The 15,074-nt window shown below is 66.7% G+C and carries 16 protein-coding genes; 9 read left to right on the top strand and 7 right to left on the bottom strand.

Annotated features, from left to right (window positions below; genetic code table 11):
• Nucleotides 1-40 precede the first annotated feature (40 nt).
• The 5 genes from C479_RS10775 to rimI form a co-directional block, all read right to left on the bottom strand.
• The gene (locus C479_RS10775) at nucleotides 41-463 is read right to left on the bottom strand and encodes a type II toxin-antitoxin system VapC family toxin (protein ID WP_007702167.1); all 423 of its coding nucleotides are present in this window, start codon (nucleotides 461-463) and stop codon (nucleotides 41-43) included.
• A 2-nt stretch (nucleotides 464-465) separates the two neighbouring features.
• Nucleotides 466-741: an AbrB/MazE/SpoVT family DNA-binding domain-containing protein gene (locus tag C479_RS10780; RefSeq protein WP_007702169.1), complete on the bottom strand. Its 276-nt coding sequence runs from the start codon at nucleotides 739-741 to the stop codon at nucleotides 466-468.
• A 61-nt stretch (nucleotides 742-802) separates the two neighbouring features.
• Nucleotides 803-1,219, bottom strand: a complete 417-nt coding sequence (locus C479_RS10785; RefSeq protein WP_007702173.1) for a DUF5809 family protein — start codon at nucleotides 1,217-1,219, stop codon at nucleotides 803-805.
• 25 nt (nucleotides 1,220-1,244) lie between these two features.
• Entirely contained in the window at nucleotides 1,245-1,748 is a 504-nt protein-coding gene (locus tag C479_RS10790; RefSeq protein WP_007702176.1) for a DUF5810 domain-containing protein, read from the bottom strand.
• Nucleotides 1,749-1,850: 102 nt separating this feature from the next.
• Entirely contained in the window at nucleotides 1,851-2,327 is a 477-nt protein-coding gene (rimI, locus tag C479_RS10795) for a ribosomal protein S18-alanine N-acetyltransferase (RefSeq protein ID WP_007702179.1), read from the bottom strand.
• A 351-nt stretch (nucleotides 2,328-2,678) separates the two neighbouring features.
• On the opposite strand from rimI, the gene pheS reads away from it, so the two are divergent.
• Nucleotides 2,679-4,214 carry a phenylalanine--tRNA ligase subunit alpha gene (gene pheS / locus C479_RS10800; protein WP_007702182.1) on the top strand — a complete coding sequence of 512 codons (1,536 nt, stop codon included), beginning with the start codon at nucleotides 2,679-2,681 and terminating at the stop codon, nucleotides 4,212-4,214.
• The gene (locus C479_RS10805) at nucleotides 4,214-6,109 is read left to right on the top strand and encodes a phenylalanine--tRNA ligase beta subunit-related protein (protein WP_007702184.1); all 1,896 of its coding nucleotides are present in this window, start codon (nucleotides 4,214-4,216) and stop codon (nucleotides 6,107-6,109) included. Before pheS ends, C479_RS10805 begins: the two co-directional genes overlap by 1 nt.
• Nucleotides 6,110-6,164: 55 nt before the next feature.
• Here C479_RS10805 and C479_RS10810 read toward each other — a convergent pair whose 3' ends face one another.
• Both C479_RS10810 and C479_RS10815 read right to left on the bottom strand, forming a co-directional pair.
• A complete protein-coding gene (locus tag C479_RS10810) occupies nucleotides 6,165-7,373 on the bottom strand; it encodes a carboxylate--amine ligase (RefSeq protein ID WP_007702187.1) in 1,209 nt (402 codons plus the stop codon).
• 178 nt (nucleotides 7,374-7,551) lie between these two features.
• The gene (locus C479_RS10815) at nucleotides 7,552-7,749 is read right to left on the bottom strand and encodes a hypothetical protein (protein WP_007702190.1); all 198 of its coding nucleotides are present in this window, start codon (nucleotides 7,747-7,749) and stop codon (nucleotides 7,552-7,554) included.
• A 407-nt stretch (nucleotides 7,750-8,156) separates the two neighbouring features.
• Between C479_RS10815 and C479_RS10820 the strand changes: the two genes are divergently transcribed.
• From C479_RS10820 to C479_RS10850, 7 genes are all read left to right on the top strand, one after another.
• Entirely contained in the window at nucleotides 8,157-8,465 is a 309-nt protein-coding gene (locus tag C479_RS10820) for a non-histone chromosomal MC1 family protein (protein ID WP_007702193.1), read from the top strand.
• Between the two features lie 188 nt (nucleotides 8,466-8,653).
• The gene (gene pheA / locus C479_RS10825; protein ID WP_007702195.1) at nucleotides 8,654-9,460 is read left to right on the top strand and encodes a prephenate dehydratase; all 807 of its coding nucleotides are present in this window, start codon (nucleotides 8,654-8,656) and stop codon (nucleotides 9,458-9,460) included.
• A 108-nt stretch (nucleotides 9,461-9,568) separates the two neighbouring features.
• Nucleotides 9,569-9,994 carry an Hsp20/alpha crystallin family protein gene (locus C479_RS10830; RefSeq protein WP_007702198.1) on the top strand — a complete coding sequence of 142 codons (426 nt, stop codon included), beginning with the start codon at nucleotides 9,569-9,571 and terminating at the stop codon, nucleotides 9,992-9,994.
• Nucleotides 9,995-10,188: 194 nt separating this feature from the next.
• A complete protein-coding gene (gene leuS / locus C479_RS10835; protein ID WP_007702200.1) occupies nucleotides 10,189-12,915 on the top strand; it encodes a leucine--tRNA ligase in 2,727 nt (908 codons plus the stop codon).
• Nucleotides 12,916-13,039: 124 nt separating this feature from the next.
• Nucleotides 13,040-13,576 carry a GNAT family N-acetyltransferase gene (locus tag C479_RS10840; protein WP_007702203.1) on the top strand — a complete coding sequence of 179 codons (537 nt, stop codon included), beginning with the start codon at nucleotides 13,040-13,042 and terminating at the stop codon, nucleotides 13,574-13,576.
• A 53-nt stretch (nucleotides 13,577-13,629) separates the two neighbouring features.
• On the top strand, nucleotides 13,630-14,478 hold the full coding sequence (locus C479_RS10845; protein ID WP_007702204.1) for a YqjF family protein: 849 nt from the start codon (nucleotides 13,630-13,632) through the stop codon (nucleotides 14,476-14,478).
• An 82-nt stretch (nucleotides 14,479-14,560) separates the two neighbouring features.
• A complete protein-coding gene (locus C479_RS10850) occupies nucleotides 14,561-15,040 on the top strand; it encodes a cupin domain-containing protein (protein WP_007702206.1) in 480 nt (159 codons plus the stop codon).
• The last annotated feature ends 34 nt before the right edge of the window (nucleotides 15,041-15,074 follow it).

The following is a 15,074-nucleotide window of genomic DNA, read 5'->3' on the forward strand; positions in this document are numbered from 1 at the left end:
ACGCGGGCGACGTGATAGAAGGTGGCGGTTTGGACCGTCGTTACGTTTCAGCAACCGGGTCGGTAACGGAAAGCCACTCGATTCGTCCTCCGGCTCGTTTGAGCCCCGTATCGTGTGTCCACAGCTCCGAGACGTCGTATCGCTCCATCGCCGCCAGTACCGTTGCGTCGCGTCCACCGACACCAGTTCCAGATAGCCGATCCAGGTAGTCCGTCGCTCGATAGATATCGTCCGTCGATAGTTCCGCAACGACGGTATCCGAAAGCGAGAGGAACCGTTCGATAGCGTTGGCATCGCTCTCGAGTTGCCGCTCTAAGTAGTGGATCACTTCCATCTGTAACACGGTCGTCGTAAATAACGACGCAGATTCTAGCGGTGGTCGAATTGCGGTCCGCACACGCTCGTGTTCGGGAAGCGTTTCGTCGAAGTAGTATATCCAGACGTTGGCGTCGAGGCAGGGCATACTCAGTGGTGATCGGGGAGATCGCTGGTCCAATCGTCTTTCAGATCCTCTGGTGTTATCGTGGGCGCGTCGTCACGCTTCGTCTCTTCGTTGACGATCCCTTCCATCGATTCGATGAAAGCTGTTCGTGATACGTGCGGTTGGACGACGACACGTCCGTCTTCGACAGTAATTCTGACCCGCTCGCCGGCGTCGAGATCCAGTCGTTCGCGTACCGATTGTGGAAGCGTCACTCGCCCCTTCTCGTCGATTTTCCGTTCTGTCCCGTCGACGCTCATGGTTCCCACTATGGTGGGAGTCTGCAAAAGCCTATCGTCGGCTTGTTCGATGTGCTAGCGGTCACTCCTCGAACAGTTCCCGGTAAATGCGTCCGAACGCCTGCCGGCGCAGCGTCGCGACGGCGGCGTCGGGCTCGTCCTGGAAGGTCGCGGCGACAGCCTGGTTGGTGGGGCCCGCGTGCCAGACGACGTTATCGACGGCCTCGTGCCCGTTGACCTGTACGTCGCCGTCGTACGCTGCCCGCCAGTCGTCGAACGTTTCGCGGTCGGCGACGGTGACTTCGAGGAGGCTGGCGAAGGTGGCGTCGCGGGCGGTCGTGACGACCTCGCTCGTCACGCGGTCGCGATACTCGTCCTGGCCGAACCCCATGACGCGGGCGGCCTCGCGGACGCTCGTCTGGGCTGCCGGGCCGACCGCGTCGAAGTACTCGCGCGCCTCGTCGATCGTCTCCGGTGCGAAGAGTCCTCTCCGTTCCATACTTGTCCGGTCGGCTGGACGGTAGTTACGCGTTTTCGTCTCCGTCCGTCGGTGTGGGACCGTCGGCGGCCTCCTCGTGACCGTCGCTGTCTTCGGTGCCGTCTCGTTCGTCGTCGGCGCCTGCGCGCATCTCCTCGGTCAGTTCGTGTGCTTCGGCGAGAACCGACTCGACGTCAGCCGATCGAGTGGTGGTGTCGGTCAGCGGATCCGCCCCCGTTCCGTGGCCGGCAGTCGTAGTCGTGTGGCTGCCGCGACCGGGCCCGCGCGTCTGGGCGGCCAACTCGTGCTCGAAGCCCGTCTGGGGGCGACTGCCGTCGTCGGTTTCGAATGCAGGCGTCTCGATCTCCGTGGCGTGGGGTGTGATCCTGTCGGCGAGTTCGTCGGGCGAGTCGTCGCGCCAGTCCGGCGCGTACTCGGCGAGCCATGCCTCGTGGTCGGAACGACCGAGCGACGCCGTCACGGCGAGGTGGTTCGCGAGGTGGACACCGTCGGCTTGTTCGGCGCCACAGACCGGGCAGGCGTATCCCATACCTGGTCGTACTGGCGCGAGGCAGAAAACGACGACGTTCCCGGGCCTCGATTCGATCCTGGCTCTCTCGTCGTTCGTGGCTGCCCCCCGCCGTCCGGCCGGTCACCCGTCGAGGTCGTGGAGCATCACGATGGCGTCCTCGCCGTCGGCGTAGTAGCCGTCGACGCGACGCAGCGGTTCGAATCCGGCCGAACGGTAGAGTTCGATCGCCGGCTCGTTCGACTCGCGGACCTCGAGTTTGAGGCTGTCCGCCCCGCTCGTGTACATCAACGTGAACACGCGACCGAGCAGAGCCGTCGCGACGCCGTTGCCGCGTCGCTCCGGGTGGACGGCGATGTCCTTCAGGTGGCCGAGGAGCCCGCCGTGGGTCGGGGTGACGTCGGCGATAGCGTAGCCGACGACGCGGTTTTCCGGGTCGACGGCGACCAAAAAGCCCGGCTCGCCGAGAAAGGCCTCGAACGCGTCCGCCGGCCACGGCTGCGGGAACGAGGCGGACTCGATCCGGACCACGGCGAGGACGTCCGCTCGCTCCGCGCGCCGGATGGTCACGCCGTCGGCCTCGGGACGCGAAATCGTCACGGCAGGGGATACGGACCGAGGGTACAAGAAACGTCGGCGACCGTTCGTCGAGGGGGCCACGTTTTGTCCCCGGCTCCCGCCCAACTGTTCTCGACCCGTTCGCAAACTTTTTGCCGGCGCTCGACGCTGTCGTGGACATGACGAGCGAATCCCGCCGTCGGTGTGTCGCCCAGAAGCCGCTGCAGTCGCGGACGGGATTCGCGTTCTTCTTTGCCCGGTGACGGGCACGGTGGATCGCCACGCGGCCACATCGGCGGTGTGGGGCGAAACCGTCCGATCGGACCGCGCGCACGGTGCGCGCCGGGAGTCGGAAGCGCTAACTGACAGACGAGCACGCTACTACACAAGCGAATGCAATTGCCACAGGCACAGCTCGCGGTCCTGGAGGCCGCGAGCGCAGACGATGCACAGTCCGTCGACGCCCTCGCGGCGGCGACCGATCTTCCCCCCGAAACCGTCACGGGGGCGCTGTTCGCCCTCGAGGAGGAGGGCCTGGTCGCCGTCTCCGAGCACGTCGACGAATCGATCTCCCTCACCGAGGAGGGAGAAACGTACACAACGGAGGGCCTGCCGGAAGTCCGGCTCTACGAGGCGGCCCTCGACGCCGGCGCCGACGACACACCTGCCCAGATGGGCCAGATCATCGGCGCGTCCGGACTCGAAGGCCCACAGGTCGACATCGCGCTCTCGAACTACGCCCGGAAGGGTTACGGCGCGATCGACAGCGGCGAACTCACCGCCGATTCGGACGCCGAGCCCGATTCAGATCCGGAGGGCGCCGCGCTGTCGGCGATCACCGGGGCGGACGGGGACGGTGGCGTCGCCGTCGACGACGTCGAGGTGGACGGCGACGTGGTGGACCAGCTCGAACGGCGGGACCTGATCGAACGCCAGGAGTCGACGACGCGGTCGGCCACGCTCACCGACGCCGGCGTGACCGAACTCATGGCCGGCGTCGAGACGGCCGAGACCGTGGGCCAGCTCACGCCGGAACTACTCACGAGCGGCGACTGGCGCGACGCCGAGTTCGCCGAGTACAACGTCGAAGCCGACGCCGAGGAGAGACACGGCGGCCGGATGCACGTCCTCCGGCGGACCGCCGAGCGCGTCAAGGAGGTCCTCGTCGGGATGGGTTTCCAGGAGATGGACGGCCCGCACGTCGACGCGGACTTCTGGATCAACGACTGCCTCTTCATGCCCCAGGACCACCCGGCGCGGACCCACTGGGATCGCTTCGCGCTCGAGGAGCCGAGTCACATCGACGACCTGCCCGACGATCTCGTCGAGCGAGTCGAACGCGCTCACCGCGAGGGTGTCGGTGAAGACGGCGAGGGGTACCACTCTCCCTGGGACGAGGACTTCGCCCGCGCGCTCGCGCTACGGGGCCACACGACATCGCTCTCGACGCGGCACCTCTCGGGCCACCAGATCGGTGAGATCGAGCCACCGGCGCGCTTCTTCAGCGTGGAGAAGGCCTACCGGAACGACACGCTCGACTCGACGCACTTGCTCGAGTTCTTCCAGATCGAGGGCTGGGTGATGGCCGACGAACTCTCCGTGCGCGACCTGATGGGGACGTTCGAGGAGTTCTACGCCCAGTTCGGGATCACGGACATCGAGTTCAAACCGCACTACAACCCCTACACGGAGCCGAGCTTCGAACTGTTCGGCACGCACCCGACGACGGGCGAACTGATCGAGATCGGCAACTCGGGCATCTTCCGCGAGGAGATGCTCGAACCGCTGGGCGTCGAGGCCGACGTGATGGCCTGGGGGCTCGCGCTCGAACGACTCGCCATGCTGGTCACCGGCGCCGAGGACATTCGTGACCTCCACGGCTCGCTGGCCGATCTCGAGTTCCTGCGGAACGCGGAGGTGATCTACTGATGCCAACCGTCGACATCGACCCCGATGAACTGCGAACGCTCGCCGACGTGACGGACGTCGCCGACGAGGAGCTCAAAGACGACCTCTTCGCGCTCGGCCTGGAGTACGAGGGCGAGACCGAAGACGGCGACTTCGAACTCGAGTTCGCGCCCGACCGCCTCGATCGCCTCTCCGTCGAGGGAATCGCCCGCTCGCTGCGCTACCAGTACGGCGAGGACCGCGGCGTCTACGTCCCGACGACGACCGAGGCTGACTGGACGATCCGGGTCGACGAGGCCGTCCCCGCCGAGCGGCCGTACGTCACCGGCGCGGTGATTCGCGGCGTCGATCTGGACGAGGAGTCGCTCGACTCGCTCATCCAGCTCCAGGAGAAGCTCCACGCGACGATGGGTCGCAACCGCGTGAAGGGCGCGATCGGGATCCACGACCTGACGATGCTCCGCGGCGCACCCGCAACCGAGGGCAACCCGACGATCCGCTACACCGGCGTCGCCCCCGACGGCGAGCGCTTCGTCCCGCTCGATTCGGATCGGGAACTGACGCCCGGTGAGGTTCTTGAGGACCACCCGACGGGTCGCGAGTACGCACCCGTCGTCGACGACTACGAGGCGATGCCCGCGATCTACGACGACCTCGGGCTGTTCTCGTTCCCGCCGGTGATCAACGGTCGCCGGACGGAGGTCTCGACGGACTCGCGCGACCTGTTCGTCGAACTGACCGGCACGGACCAGTGGACGATCGACCGGATGTGTGCGATCATCTGCTACGCGCTGGACGCTCGCGGTGCGACCATCGAAGACGTCACCGTCGAGTACGCCGATCCGTCGGTCGCCGCGGCGGCGATCGAGGAGAGCGACGGCCGCGACGAAGCCGGCGGATCCGACGAAGCGGGTGGCGCACACGGTGAGGCAGGGAGCGGACCCGACGAGGCTGCCGAGGCCGACACCGGAGCGCCCACCCTCGTCCGGCCCGACTTCTCGACGAAGACCAAGACCGTTTCCCACGATCGGATCGAGTCCATCCTCGGGATCGAACTCGACCCGGACGAGGTACAGGATCTGGCCGAACGGGCCGGTCTCGAGGCCGAAACGCGCGAGGAGACGGCTGTCGAGGTCGTGAGTACGATCGACGACGCCGACGTCGCGGACGAGACGGTTCGGGTCTACGACGTGACGATCCCGCCGTACCGCGTGGACGTGCTCCACCCGCTGGACGTGATCGACGACCTCGGCCGGGCCTACGGCTTCAACGAACTGGCGCCGAACTACCCCGAGATCGGCACCGTCGGCGGCCGTCACGAGCGGAGTCGGCGCGAGGAGGCCGTTCGCGAGACGCTCGTCGGTCTCGGGTTCGAGGACATGCTCGACTTCCACCTCATCGGGGAGGCGGACGCCTACGATCGCATGGGCGTCGAGCCGGGCACGGACGTCCTCGGCGGCAGCGACCCCGCCCGGATCAAGAACCCCTACAGCGAGGACTTCGGGATCGTCCGCCCCTGGGCGCTCCCTTCGCTCCTCCTGGTGCTCGAGAACAACACCCACCGGGCGTACCCGCAGGACCTGGCCGAGGTCGGCTTCGTCGCCGAGGTCGACGAGACGGCGCCGACCGGCGTCGCCGAGTCGCGCCACGTCGCGGGCGTCCTCGCGCGCCACGATGCCGCCTACGAGGACGCCAAGTCCCGCCTCCAGGCCCTGTGCCGCGCGTTCGACGTCGATCTGGAGACGCCACCGACCGATCACCCGTCGTTCGTCGATGGCCGGGCCGCAACCGTCGTCGCGGACGGCGACGCGGTGGGCGTGATCGGGGAACTGCACCCCGCGGTGCTCGTCGAGCACGACCTCGAGGTTCCCGTCGCCGCGTTCGAGTTCGATCTGGCCGGACTCGGAGCCGAGTGAGGGCCGATTCCGAGACGGGAACTCCGTCGTTTCGCTGCCGGTCGACCGCTCGCCGTTATCGTGTTCGCAGCGAGCCGACCGCGTTTCGGAGGTCTTGTACGAACGGTCGGATATCGTCTTTTTGCAGGTAGTCGAACCGGGGATGTGAGACGAGCGAGCGGGCGACGGAGCCGACCGCAGCCGGGAAGGAGGGGCGGTCGACCAGGTCGACGTCGTCGGCGAGGATCGAGTGCAGGTAGAGCAGTTCGCCGCGGAGGAGGTGGCCGGCCACCCCGACATCGTACGCCGGGGCGATCTCGCCACCGCCGTTGCACAGCTGCCAGTAGTAGTACGGGAAGTCGACGCCCGCCTGGACGGTGAACGGCAGCGACGACCAGAATCGCGGGTTGATCTCCATGAGTTTGAACTCGCCTGTCTCCTCGTCGCGCAGGAACTCCACCATCGCGAGGCCGTGCCAGTCGAGTTCGTCGAGCAGGGCGAGGCCGGCGGTTTCGAGAGCGGAGATGTCGACCGACTCGCGAAAGGCGCTCGGGCCGCCGGCGTAGCTGTAGCCGCGGCGCTGACGGTGCTGGAAGGTCGCGACGGGCTCGCCCTCGTCGTAGAGCGCGAAGAAACCGTACTCGTGGGGCGTGTGGACGTACTCCTGACAGATGGGTTCGTGGCCCATCTCGGCGGTGAGCGCCGCGACGTCTGGCTCGGTCCCTGGCGGCAGGTAGGTCGTCGTCGGCGGTGCCGTACAGTCGGCCGGATCGCAGTCGACGTAGGCGTCGGCCAGAATCGAGTAGCGCGGTTTGACGATCCACTCGCGACCGGGGTCGTCGACCTCGCCGACGAGGTGCGTCTCCGGTGCGTCGATTCCGGCGGTCTCGGCCGCCTCGAAGAGCGTACACCGGTCCTGGACGCGACGGAGTGTGTCGGGCGCCGGCCAGAGCGGTTCGATCTCGGCGGCGAACTGCTCGCGATAGCGCGAGAGGACGTACACGTCGGCCTCCCGGACGGGGACGATCGCGTGGACTGCGTCGCGACGGGCCAGGTCGAGCAATGCGTCCCGATACCCCAGCAGGTCGTCCTGCGGGGCCGGAACTGGTACCACCTCGTCGCAGTACGCCGAGTGGACGGCGGGCGCCGTCGGCGTCTCGGAGACGACCACGGTTCGGACGCCGCGCCGACCGAGCGACCGCAGGCACGCGACACTACTCGGTGCGTCGATGGCGGGGACGACCACCGACGCCGATTCGTCGTCGGCGCTCACGTCGGACTCCATTACAGAGAGAAAATCGACAAGCCGGCGTAGTTATGCGGCGACTGCCGGCCGCGCGATGGCCCTAGCAGGAGCCTACTGGCGAGCCGTCGGGTGATTCACTGTCGCCGACGGCGGCTCTCGTGGTGGTCGGCTCGTCCCGGTCCGGTCGGGGAGCCAGCGACGGGGCCTCCCGTGGCGGCTAGAATTCGTGGTCGAGCTGGTCCTCGTCGGCTTTCTGGATGATGATCTTGCCGTCGCGGACGCGCACGAACACGTCGTCTCCAATGTCCATGCCGGCGACGGCGAGTTCGTCCTCGTGCAAGTTGAGGTGTACGTTGTGATAGTTGCCGTCCTCGTCTTTGGCACCACTCGGACTCAGCTTCTTTTTCCGGACCATCGCGGGGTTCTACTGAGAGGTTCGCCGTAGGATATACTTAAGTGTTTTCTACGCAACGGCGTGGCGGTCCCGGTTTTTCCGCCGGTGAGGGGTCTCGTAACAGGGTGGTCCACGTCGGTGGGCGGATCGGCGTCGAGTCGACCCACATGGTGGTCGGTCGCCACGGGCGAGCCACGCCGGTCGCGTCCCGATCAGGTGGTACCGTACGCTGCTAACCGACTCGGACAGATTGATCGACCCACTGAAACACCGTGTACAGCCGACGGTGTCGTCCGGTTTCGGTCGGCAGCCGGTGATACCCAAGAGGGTGGTCGCGCCCGTCACTTAAACGTACCGCCGCTGTCGGCTGATTGTCGGGGATATCTTTATGTCATACTGTGCGCTGAGTTGGCATGGAGGCTGGAACCATGGTACGTGAAGATGGTAAGCGCAACTTCGCACTTCGCGAAGGAAGCGGTGACGAATCGAGCGTCTTCTCCGGAAATACACCGAGACAGGCCGCACTGAAGGCGGCCCGTCGGCTCGAACCGGGCTCGAGCGAATCGAGTGCGGACCGGGTCGAACTCAGACTCCGGGAGAAGGGAACCGACAAGGTACACATCTACGAGGGCTGGGCGTGGGAGGAGACCGCTCCCGACGACAAGCCCGACTGGATGCCCCAGGAGATCACGGAAGCGAACGTTTCGAAGCAGGGTATCGAACACATTGAGGAGTAATCGGACGGCGTACTGAGCCCCCTTCTACTGTGCCGACGGTTCCCGATGAGCGACGCTACCCGAGCGGCCGACCTGTCCGGAGCGGCTCGTCGTCAGTACTCACGCGGCCGTCGTCGACCATCTGACACGCGGGTGGACCGGGACCCTTCGATCCACGGTCTTTTCTCTGGGCATCCCCTAGGAGGGGCATGCACACCGTCACGCTCGGTCCGGAAGGAACGTACTCCCACCGGGCCGCTCGTACCGTGAGCGACTCGGTCGCGTTCCGGCCGTCGGTGACGGCGATCGTCGAGGCGGTCGCCGACGGGTCGTTCGACCGCGGCGTCGTCCCGATCGAGAACAGCATCGAGGGCAGCGTCACCGAGACGCTCGACGCGCTCGCAACGCGGGACGTCTCGATCGTTCGCGAGGTCGTCACCCCGATCACGCACGCGTTACTCGCCCAGGAAGACGATTTCGAGACCGTCGCGAGTCACTCCCAGGCACTCGCCCAGTGCCGGTCGTTTCTCGCGGCGGAGTATCCGGACGTCACCCGGGAATCCGTCGCCAGTACGGCGGCGGCCGTCGAACTGGCTCGGGAGGATCAGTCCGTTGCGGCCATCGCCCACCCGAGCACGGCCGAGGATGACCTTCGCGTGCTCGCGACCGAGATTCAGGACCGCCCGTCGAACGAGACGCGATTTTTCGTGCTCGGACCCGAGTCGGCTCGTTCGTCGGCCGGTGGGAAGACGACGATCGTCATCTATCCGGCGTCGAACCACCCGGGATTGCTCTATCAGCTTCTCGGCCCGTTCGAGGAACGTGGCGTCAACCTCACGCGAATCGAATCCCGGCCGAGCGGGAAGCAACTGGGCGACTACCGGTTTCACCTCGATCTGGAGGGTGGCCTGTACGAGCCGCGAATCGAGGCGGCCGTCGAGGCGGTCGAAGCCGTCCTCGACGACGGCTGGGTACGCTGGCTCGGCTCCTACGACGTGGAACACGCGGTCGAGTGACCGGCGGCAGACGTCGGGGTCGGCGGTCGCCCCTTCCAGTCGGTAGTCGGCCGTTGCGTTCGACGATCGTGGGGGGAACTTATCTCCGCTCGGCCCCTATGGCCGCGTATGCGCCGAAACCCGTTCGACGATCTCGAAGAGCTGTTCGACCGTCTCAGCAACCAGTTCGAGGATACGATGGTCGGCGAGAGCGGACTGGCCGTTCCCGGAACGGTCGGCGTGGACGTCGCCGACACGGGCGAGGAGTACGTCGTCACCGCCGACCTGCCCGGTTACGACACGGAAGACGTCGATCTCCGGCTGGTCGACGGCGCGCTCCAGCTCGAAGCCAGTCGGAGCGGGACGGAGACCACCGAGGACGGTGACTACATCCGCCGTGAGCGGACCCAGCGAACGGTCGACCGTCGTATCCGCATCCCGGAACCGGTCGACGAGGAGGGCGTCGAGGCCACGTACAACAACGGCGTGCTCACCGTGACACTCCCGAAACTCGCCGGGAGCGAGGGTGGCGGCCACGAGATCGACATCAGCTGACGACCCGAGCGAGCGCCTGTCACGAGCGTAGCCGCGGTACGGCCCGGATTCGGGTTCGCGTTTACCGACCCTGGGAGATTGTTCTCCAGCAGTCGGTGCGTGAGTGCCGGCCAAAACCCACAGCCCAGACCCACCCGCGAGGGCACCTGCATGGAAAGCTATAGGGTCGCCCGTCACTCGACGTGTAGATACTGATGAGCGACCAGGGATACGACCACGCGGCCGTCGAGGGGCGATGGCAGGACGCGTGGGACGATGCGGACGTGTATCGGACACCGGACGACGTCGACGATCCGACGTACGTCCTCGGAATGTACCCGTATCCCTCGGGCGAGCTCCACATGGGCCACGTGCGAAACTACACGATCACGGACGCCTACGCCCGCTACCGCCGGATGCGGGGCGACGACGTCCTCCACCCGATGGGGTGGGACGCCTTCGGTCTCCCGGCCGAGAACGCCGCGAAGGAGCGCGATACCAACCCGCAGGACTGGACGTTCGACTGCATCGATCGCATGCGCGACCAGATGGGGTCGATCGGGCTGGGTATCGACTGGGATCGCGAAGTCACCACCTGCGTTCCCGAGTATTATCGATGGAACCAGTGGCTCTTCTCCCGGTTTCACGACGAGGGCCTGGTCGACCGTCGGGATGCGGAGGTCAACTGGTGTCCTCACTGTGAGACCGTGCTGGCCGATGAGCAGGTCGAGGGCGAGGCCGAACTCTGCTGGCGGTGTGATACCCCGGTCGAGACGCGCGAACTGGAGCAGTGGTTCCTGCAGATCACCGAGTATGCCGACGAACTGTTGGAGGCGATCGACGACCTGGAGGGCTGGCCGAACTCGGTCCGCCAGATGCAGCGCAACTGGATCGGCCGACAGTACGGCACCGAGCTGGAGTTCGACATTTCCGACCGCGAGGCGCCACGCGCCTCGAACGAAGGCGGTGAGCGGAGCGAGCCGCGGGAGCACGGCTCCGTCGAGGCCTTCACGACCCGCGTCGACACGATCTACGGCGCGACGTTCTTCGCCCTGGCACCGGACCACCCGATCAGCGAGGACCTGGCCGAGACCGACGATGACGTCCGCCACTTCGTCGAACAGGAGGCCGACCCCGAGGGCGACGAGCCGAAAGGTGTCGCGACGGACCTGACCGCGACGAACCCCGCGACGGGCGAGGAGATCCCCGTCTTCGTCGCCGACTTCGTCCTCTCGGACGTCGGGACGGGCGCGCTGATGGGCGTCCCCGGCCACGACGACCGCGACCACGAATTCGCCGAAAAGATGGGCGTGGCTATCGAGCCCGTGATCGCGCCGGAGCCAGAAGGTCGCGACGGCGAGACGGTCGACGACGGATCTGTCCTCGACGCGCCCGACGTCTCGGAGGCAGCCTACACCGAGGACGGCGTCCTCGTCAACTCCGGCGAGTACAGCGGGTTGGACAGCGAGGCGGCTCGTGATCGGCTGACCGATGATATCGAGAGCGCCGAGCACACCACCCAGTACCAGCTGCGCGACTGGGGCATCTCCCGGCAGCGCTACTGGGGGACGCCGATCCCCGTCGTTCACTGTGATGACTGCGGCGCGGTCACGGTGCCCGACGAGGACCTCCCGGTCGAACTGCCCGAGTTCGTCAACACGACGGGGAACCCGCTCGACGCGGCCGACGAGTGGAAGCAGACGAATTGTCCCGACTGTGGCGGCCCGGCGACGCGCGAGACGGACACGATGGACACCTTCGTCGACTCCTCGTGGTACTTCCTGCGGTACGTCTCGCCGGATCTCGACGACGCCCCGTTCGACGTCGAACGAGCCAACGACTGGCTACCGGTCGACCAGTACGTCGGCGGCATCGAGCACGCCGTGATGCACCTGCTGTACTCGCGCTTTTTCACGAAGGTGCTCGCCGACCATGAGGGCCTCGAGTTCCGCGAGCCGTTCGAGGACCTGCTGGCCCACGGCATGGTCCAGCTCGAGGGCTCGAAGATGTCGAAGTCGAAAGGCAACGTCGTCTCACCCCAGCGCATCGTCTCCGAGTACGGCGCCGACACCGCCCGCCTCTTCATGATGCAGGCTGCCCAGCCCGACAAAGCCTTCGACTGGAGCGAGGAGGGCGTCCGCTCGACGTACGCGTTCCTGACTCGGTTGCGGGAGACGGTCGAATCGTTCGTCGCCGAGCCGCCGACCGGCGACGCGGACGCTGTTGCCAGCTACGTCGACGGCGAGATCGATGCCGCGGTGGCCATCGCCGGCGAGGAGTACGAGGACCTGCAGTTCAACCGCGCGCTACGCGAGACGCAGGATCTCGTCCGGACGCTGCACCAGTACGCCGAGTACACGGACCCCGACCCGGAGACGTTCGAACGCGGCCTCTCGGCGGTGTTGCGCCTGCTGGCGCCAGTCTCGCCACACCTCGCCGAGGAGCTGTGGGACGAACTGGGCCGCGACGGCTTCGTCGTCGACGCCGACTGGCCGACCGCGACGGTCGACCGTGCGGGCGTCGAGCGCCGCCGCCGGCTGGTCGAGAACACCCGCGAGGACGTCCGCGACATCGTCGAGGTCGCCGGAATTGCCGACCCCGAGCGGATCGACGTCGTCGTCGCCCCCGACTGGAAGTACGACGCCCTCGAGATCGCCATCGAGAGCGACGCGCCCAACTTGATCGGCGAGTTGATGAGTGAGGACCACATCCGCGAGCAGGGTGACGCCGCCGCGAGCTACGGCCAGGACTTACAGGCCGAGCGCGAGGCGCTGCAAGAGCCCCTCGCACCCGACGCCGAACGCGAGGCGCTCGAGTCGGCGGCGTGGCTGATCGAGCGCGAGTTCGACGCCCCCGTGACGGTAATCGACGCCGCGGAGGCCGACGAGGGAACGGTGAAAAACGCCGAACCCGGTCGACCCGGCATCGACATCGTGGAGTGAGCATCGACTGCGGGACGCTGTGTCCGTCTCGTTCGAAGCAGGGGTGTCGACGGACGGTTCTCCCGAACGCAGTGTCGCCACCGGAGAAAACTATAGGTGGCTGCCAGGTAATCTTTGGCCAGTCATGCACGTCAGGCAGTACGAGGACCGATCCGACGCCCGAGCGATCGCCCGAATCCAGGCGCGCGCCTGGACGGATGCGTACGCCGATCTCCTTCCCGCCGACGTGCTCGCCAGCCAGTCGCCCGATCCGGACGACGAGACGATCGCCGGGTGGCACCAGTTGCTCACGGCGAATCGACGGGGTGTCCTGCTCGCAGTCGACGAGACGGGCGACCGTCTCGGGTTCGCGGACGTCCGGTGGGGAGACAGCGAGACGAAGGCGTTCGTCGGCGAGAACGAGGCCGGCCTGAAGTCGATCTACGTCGATCCCGACAGTTGGGGACAGGGAGTGGGGACGGCGTTACTCGAACACGGCATCTCGCTCCTGCCCGCGTCCGTCGAGACGCTCAGACTGGAGATGCTGGAGGGCAACGAGATCGGCCACGAGTTCTACCGGGCAAAGGGGTTCGAGGTCACCGGCGACGCGTCACACGAGATCGGCGACGAGGCGTACCCGACCCTCGTCTACTCCCTCGAACTCGAAGCCAGCGAGGCGTGACGGTCACGAAGTGCGGAACCCGCCTTTTTGTCCGTCGTCGTCGGAGCACGGCCATGAGCCGCGGTGATGCTGTACGCGAGACGGACCGGTTCCCGGCGAGTGCCGACGGAACCGTCGGGCGGCTCCCACACCCGTTCACGCTTACGTGGCGCGACGGTCTCTTCCTTCACTGGCCGGTCGATCCCGACATTCTGCGTCCCCACGTCCCCCATCCGCTCACCCTCGACACCTGGGAGGGTCGGGCCTGGGTGAGCGTCGTTCCGTTCGTCGCGTCGAACGCCGGACTCAGATATACGCCGCGATTCCTGCGGTACACGACGGCGGAGCTGAACGTCAGGACGTACGTCTCTTATCGCGGCGAGCCGGGGCTGTACTTTTTCGGCGTCGACGTCGACAGTGCCGCGATCGCGTCCGTGGTCGGTCGCCTCACCCGATTGCCGGTCCGGTGTGCCCGGATGCACGTCTCGCGAACGGAGGGAACGGCGCCACACGGCGGGAATTCGGTTTCGTTCGCGAGCACGCGCGACGGGACGACGGCTCCCGCAACCCGGTCTGGCCCGGACGAGTCGGGTGATTCCGAGGCCAGGTTCGCCGTGACGTACGAACCCGACGACGCGATCACCTTCGCCGAACCCGGGACGCGCGCCGAGTGGTTGACCGATCGCCGGCGATTCTACGCACCCGGCGGCGCTCGGACGGCGGGTGCCACGCGGCACCCGAACGTCCTCGTCGGCGAGATCGCCCACGCGCCCTGGCCGCTCCAGTCGGCAGCCGTCACACTCCACGAGAACACTCTCTTTGCCGCCCACGGCCTTCCAGCCCCGGAGGCGGAACCGATCGCCCAGTACTGTCCCGAACTCCGGATGACGGCGTCGATTCCGCGTCGGGTCCGGGATTGGTGACCGTCTCGGTCGGTGGGTGCTGGGCGAGCAACGCTCTCCGGCGTCTAGATTTATTCACTCGGGGCCCGATAGCGAAGACGACATGGAGAAAGTCGACCTGCAGGAAGACGGCAGGGGGCCATCGATCTCTCCGGCCGACGTGTACAACCGCCTCTCGAAACCGCTCGGCACCGAGGACCTGGCGATCAACTACGCCGAACTCGAACCGGGCGGACAGCTGGGGCTGGACTACCACCGCCACCGCGACCAGGAGGAACTCTTCGTCGTCACGAGCGGGACGGTGACGTTCGAGACCGAAGCCGGCGACGTCGCCGTCGGTGAGAACGAGGCGATCCGTTTCGCACCCGACGAGTTCCAGCTCGCTCACAACGCAGACGACGAACGAGCGACGCTGCTCGCCCTCGGCGCGCCGCGAGGAAGTCGCGAGATTCAGTACCAGCGGAACTGTCCCACGTGCGGGGAAGAAACACTGCAAGAACTCGAACTCAATCGCGAGACGGGCGTGTTCGAGGGAATTTGTACCGAGTGCGGTGAGGTCGCGATCGAAGTCGAACCCTCGTGAGCGGACGGTAGGTCCGACGCGGCGGTGCGGCGCG

Source organism: Halovivax asiaticus JCM 14624, assembly GCF_000337515.1.
GTDB classification, from domain to species: Archaea; Halobacteriota; Halobacteria; order Halobacteriales; family Natrialbaceae; genus Halovivax; species Halovivax asiaticus.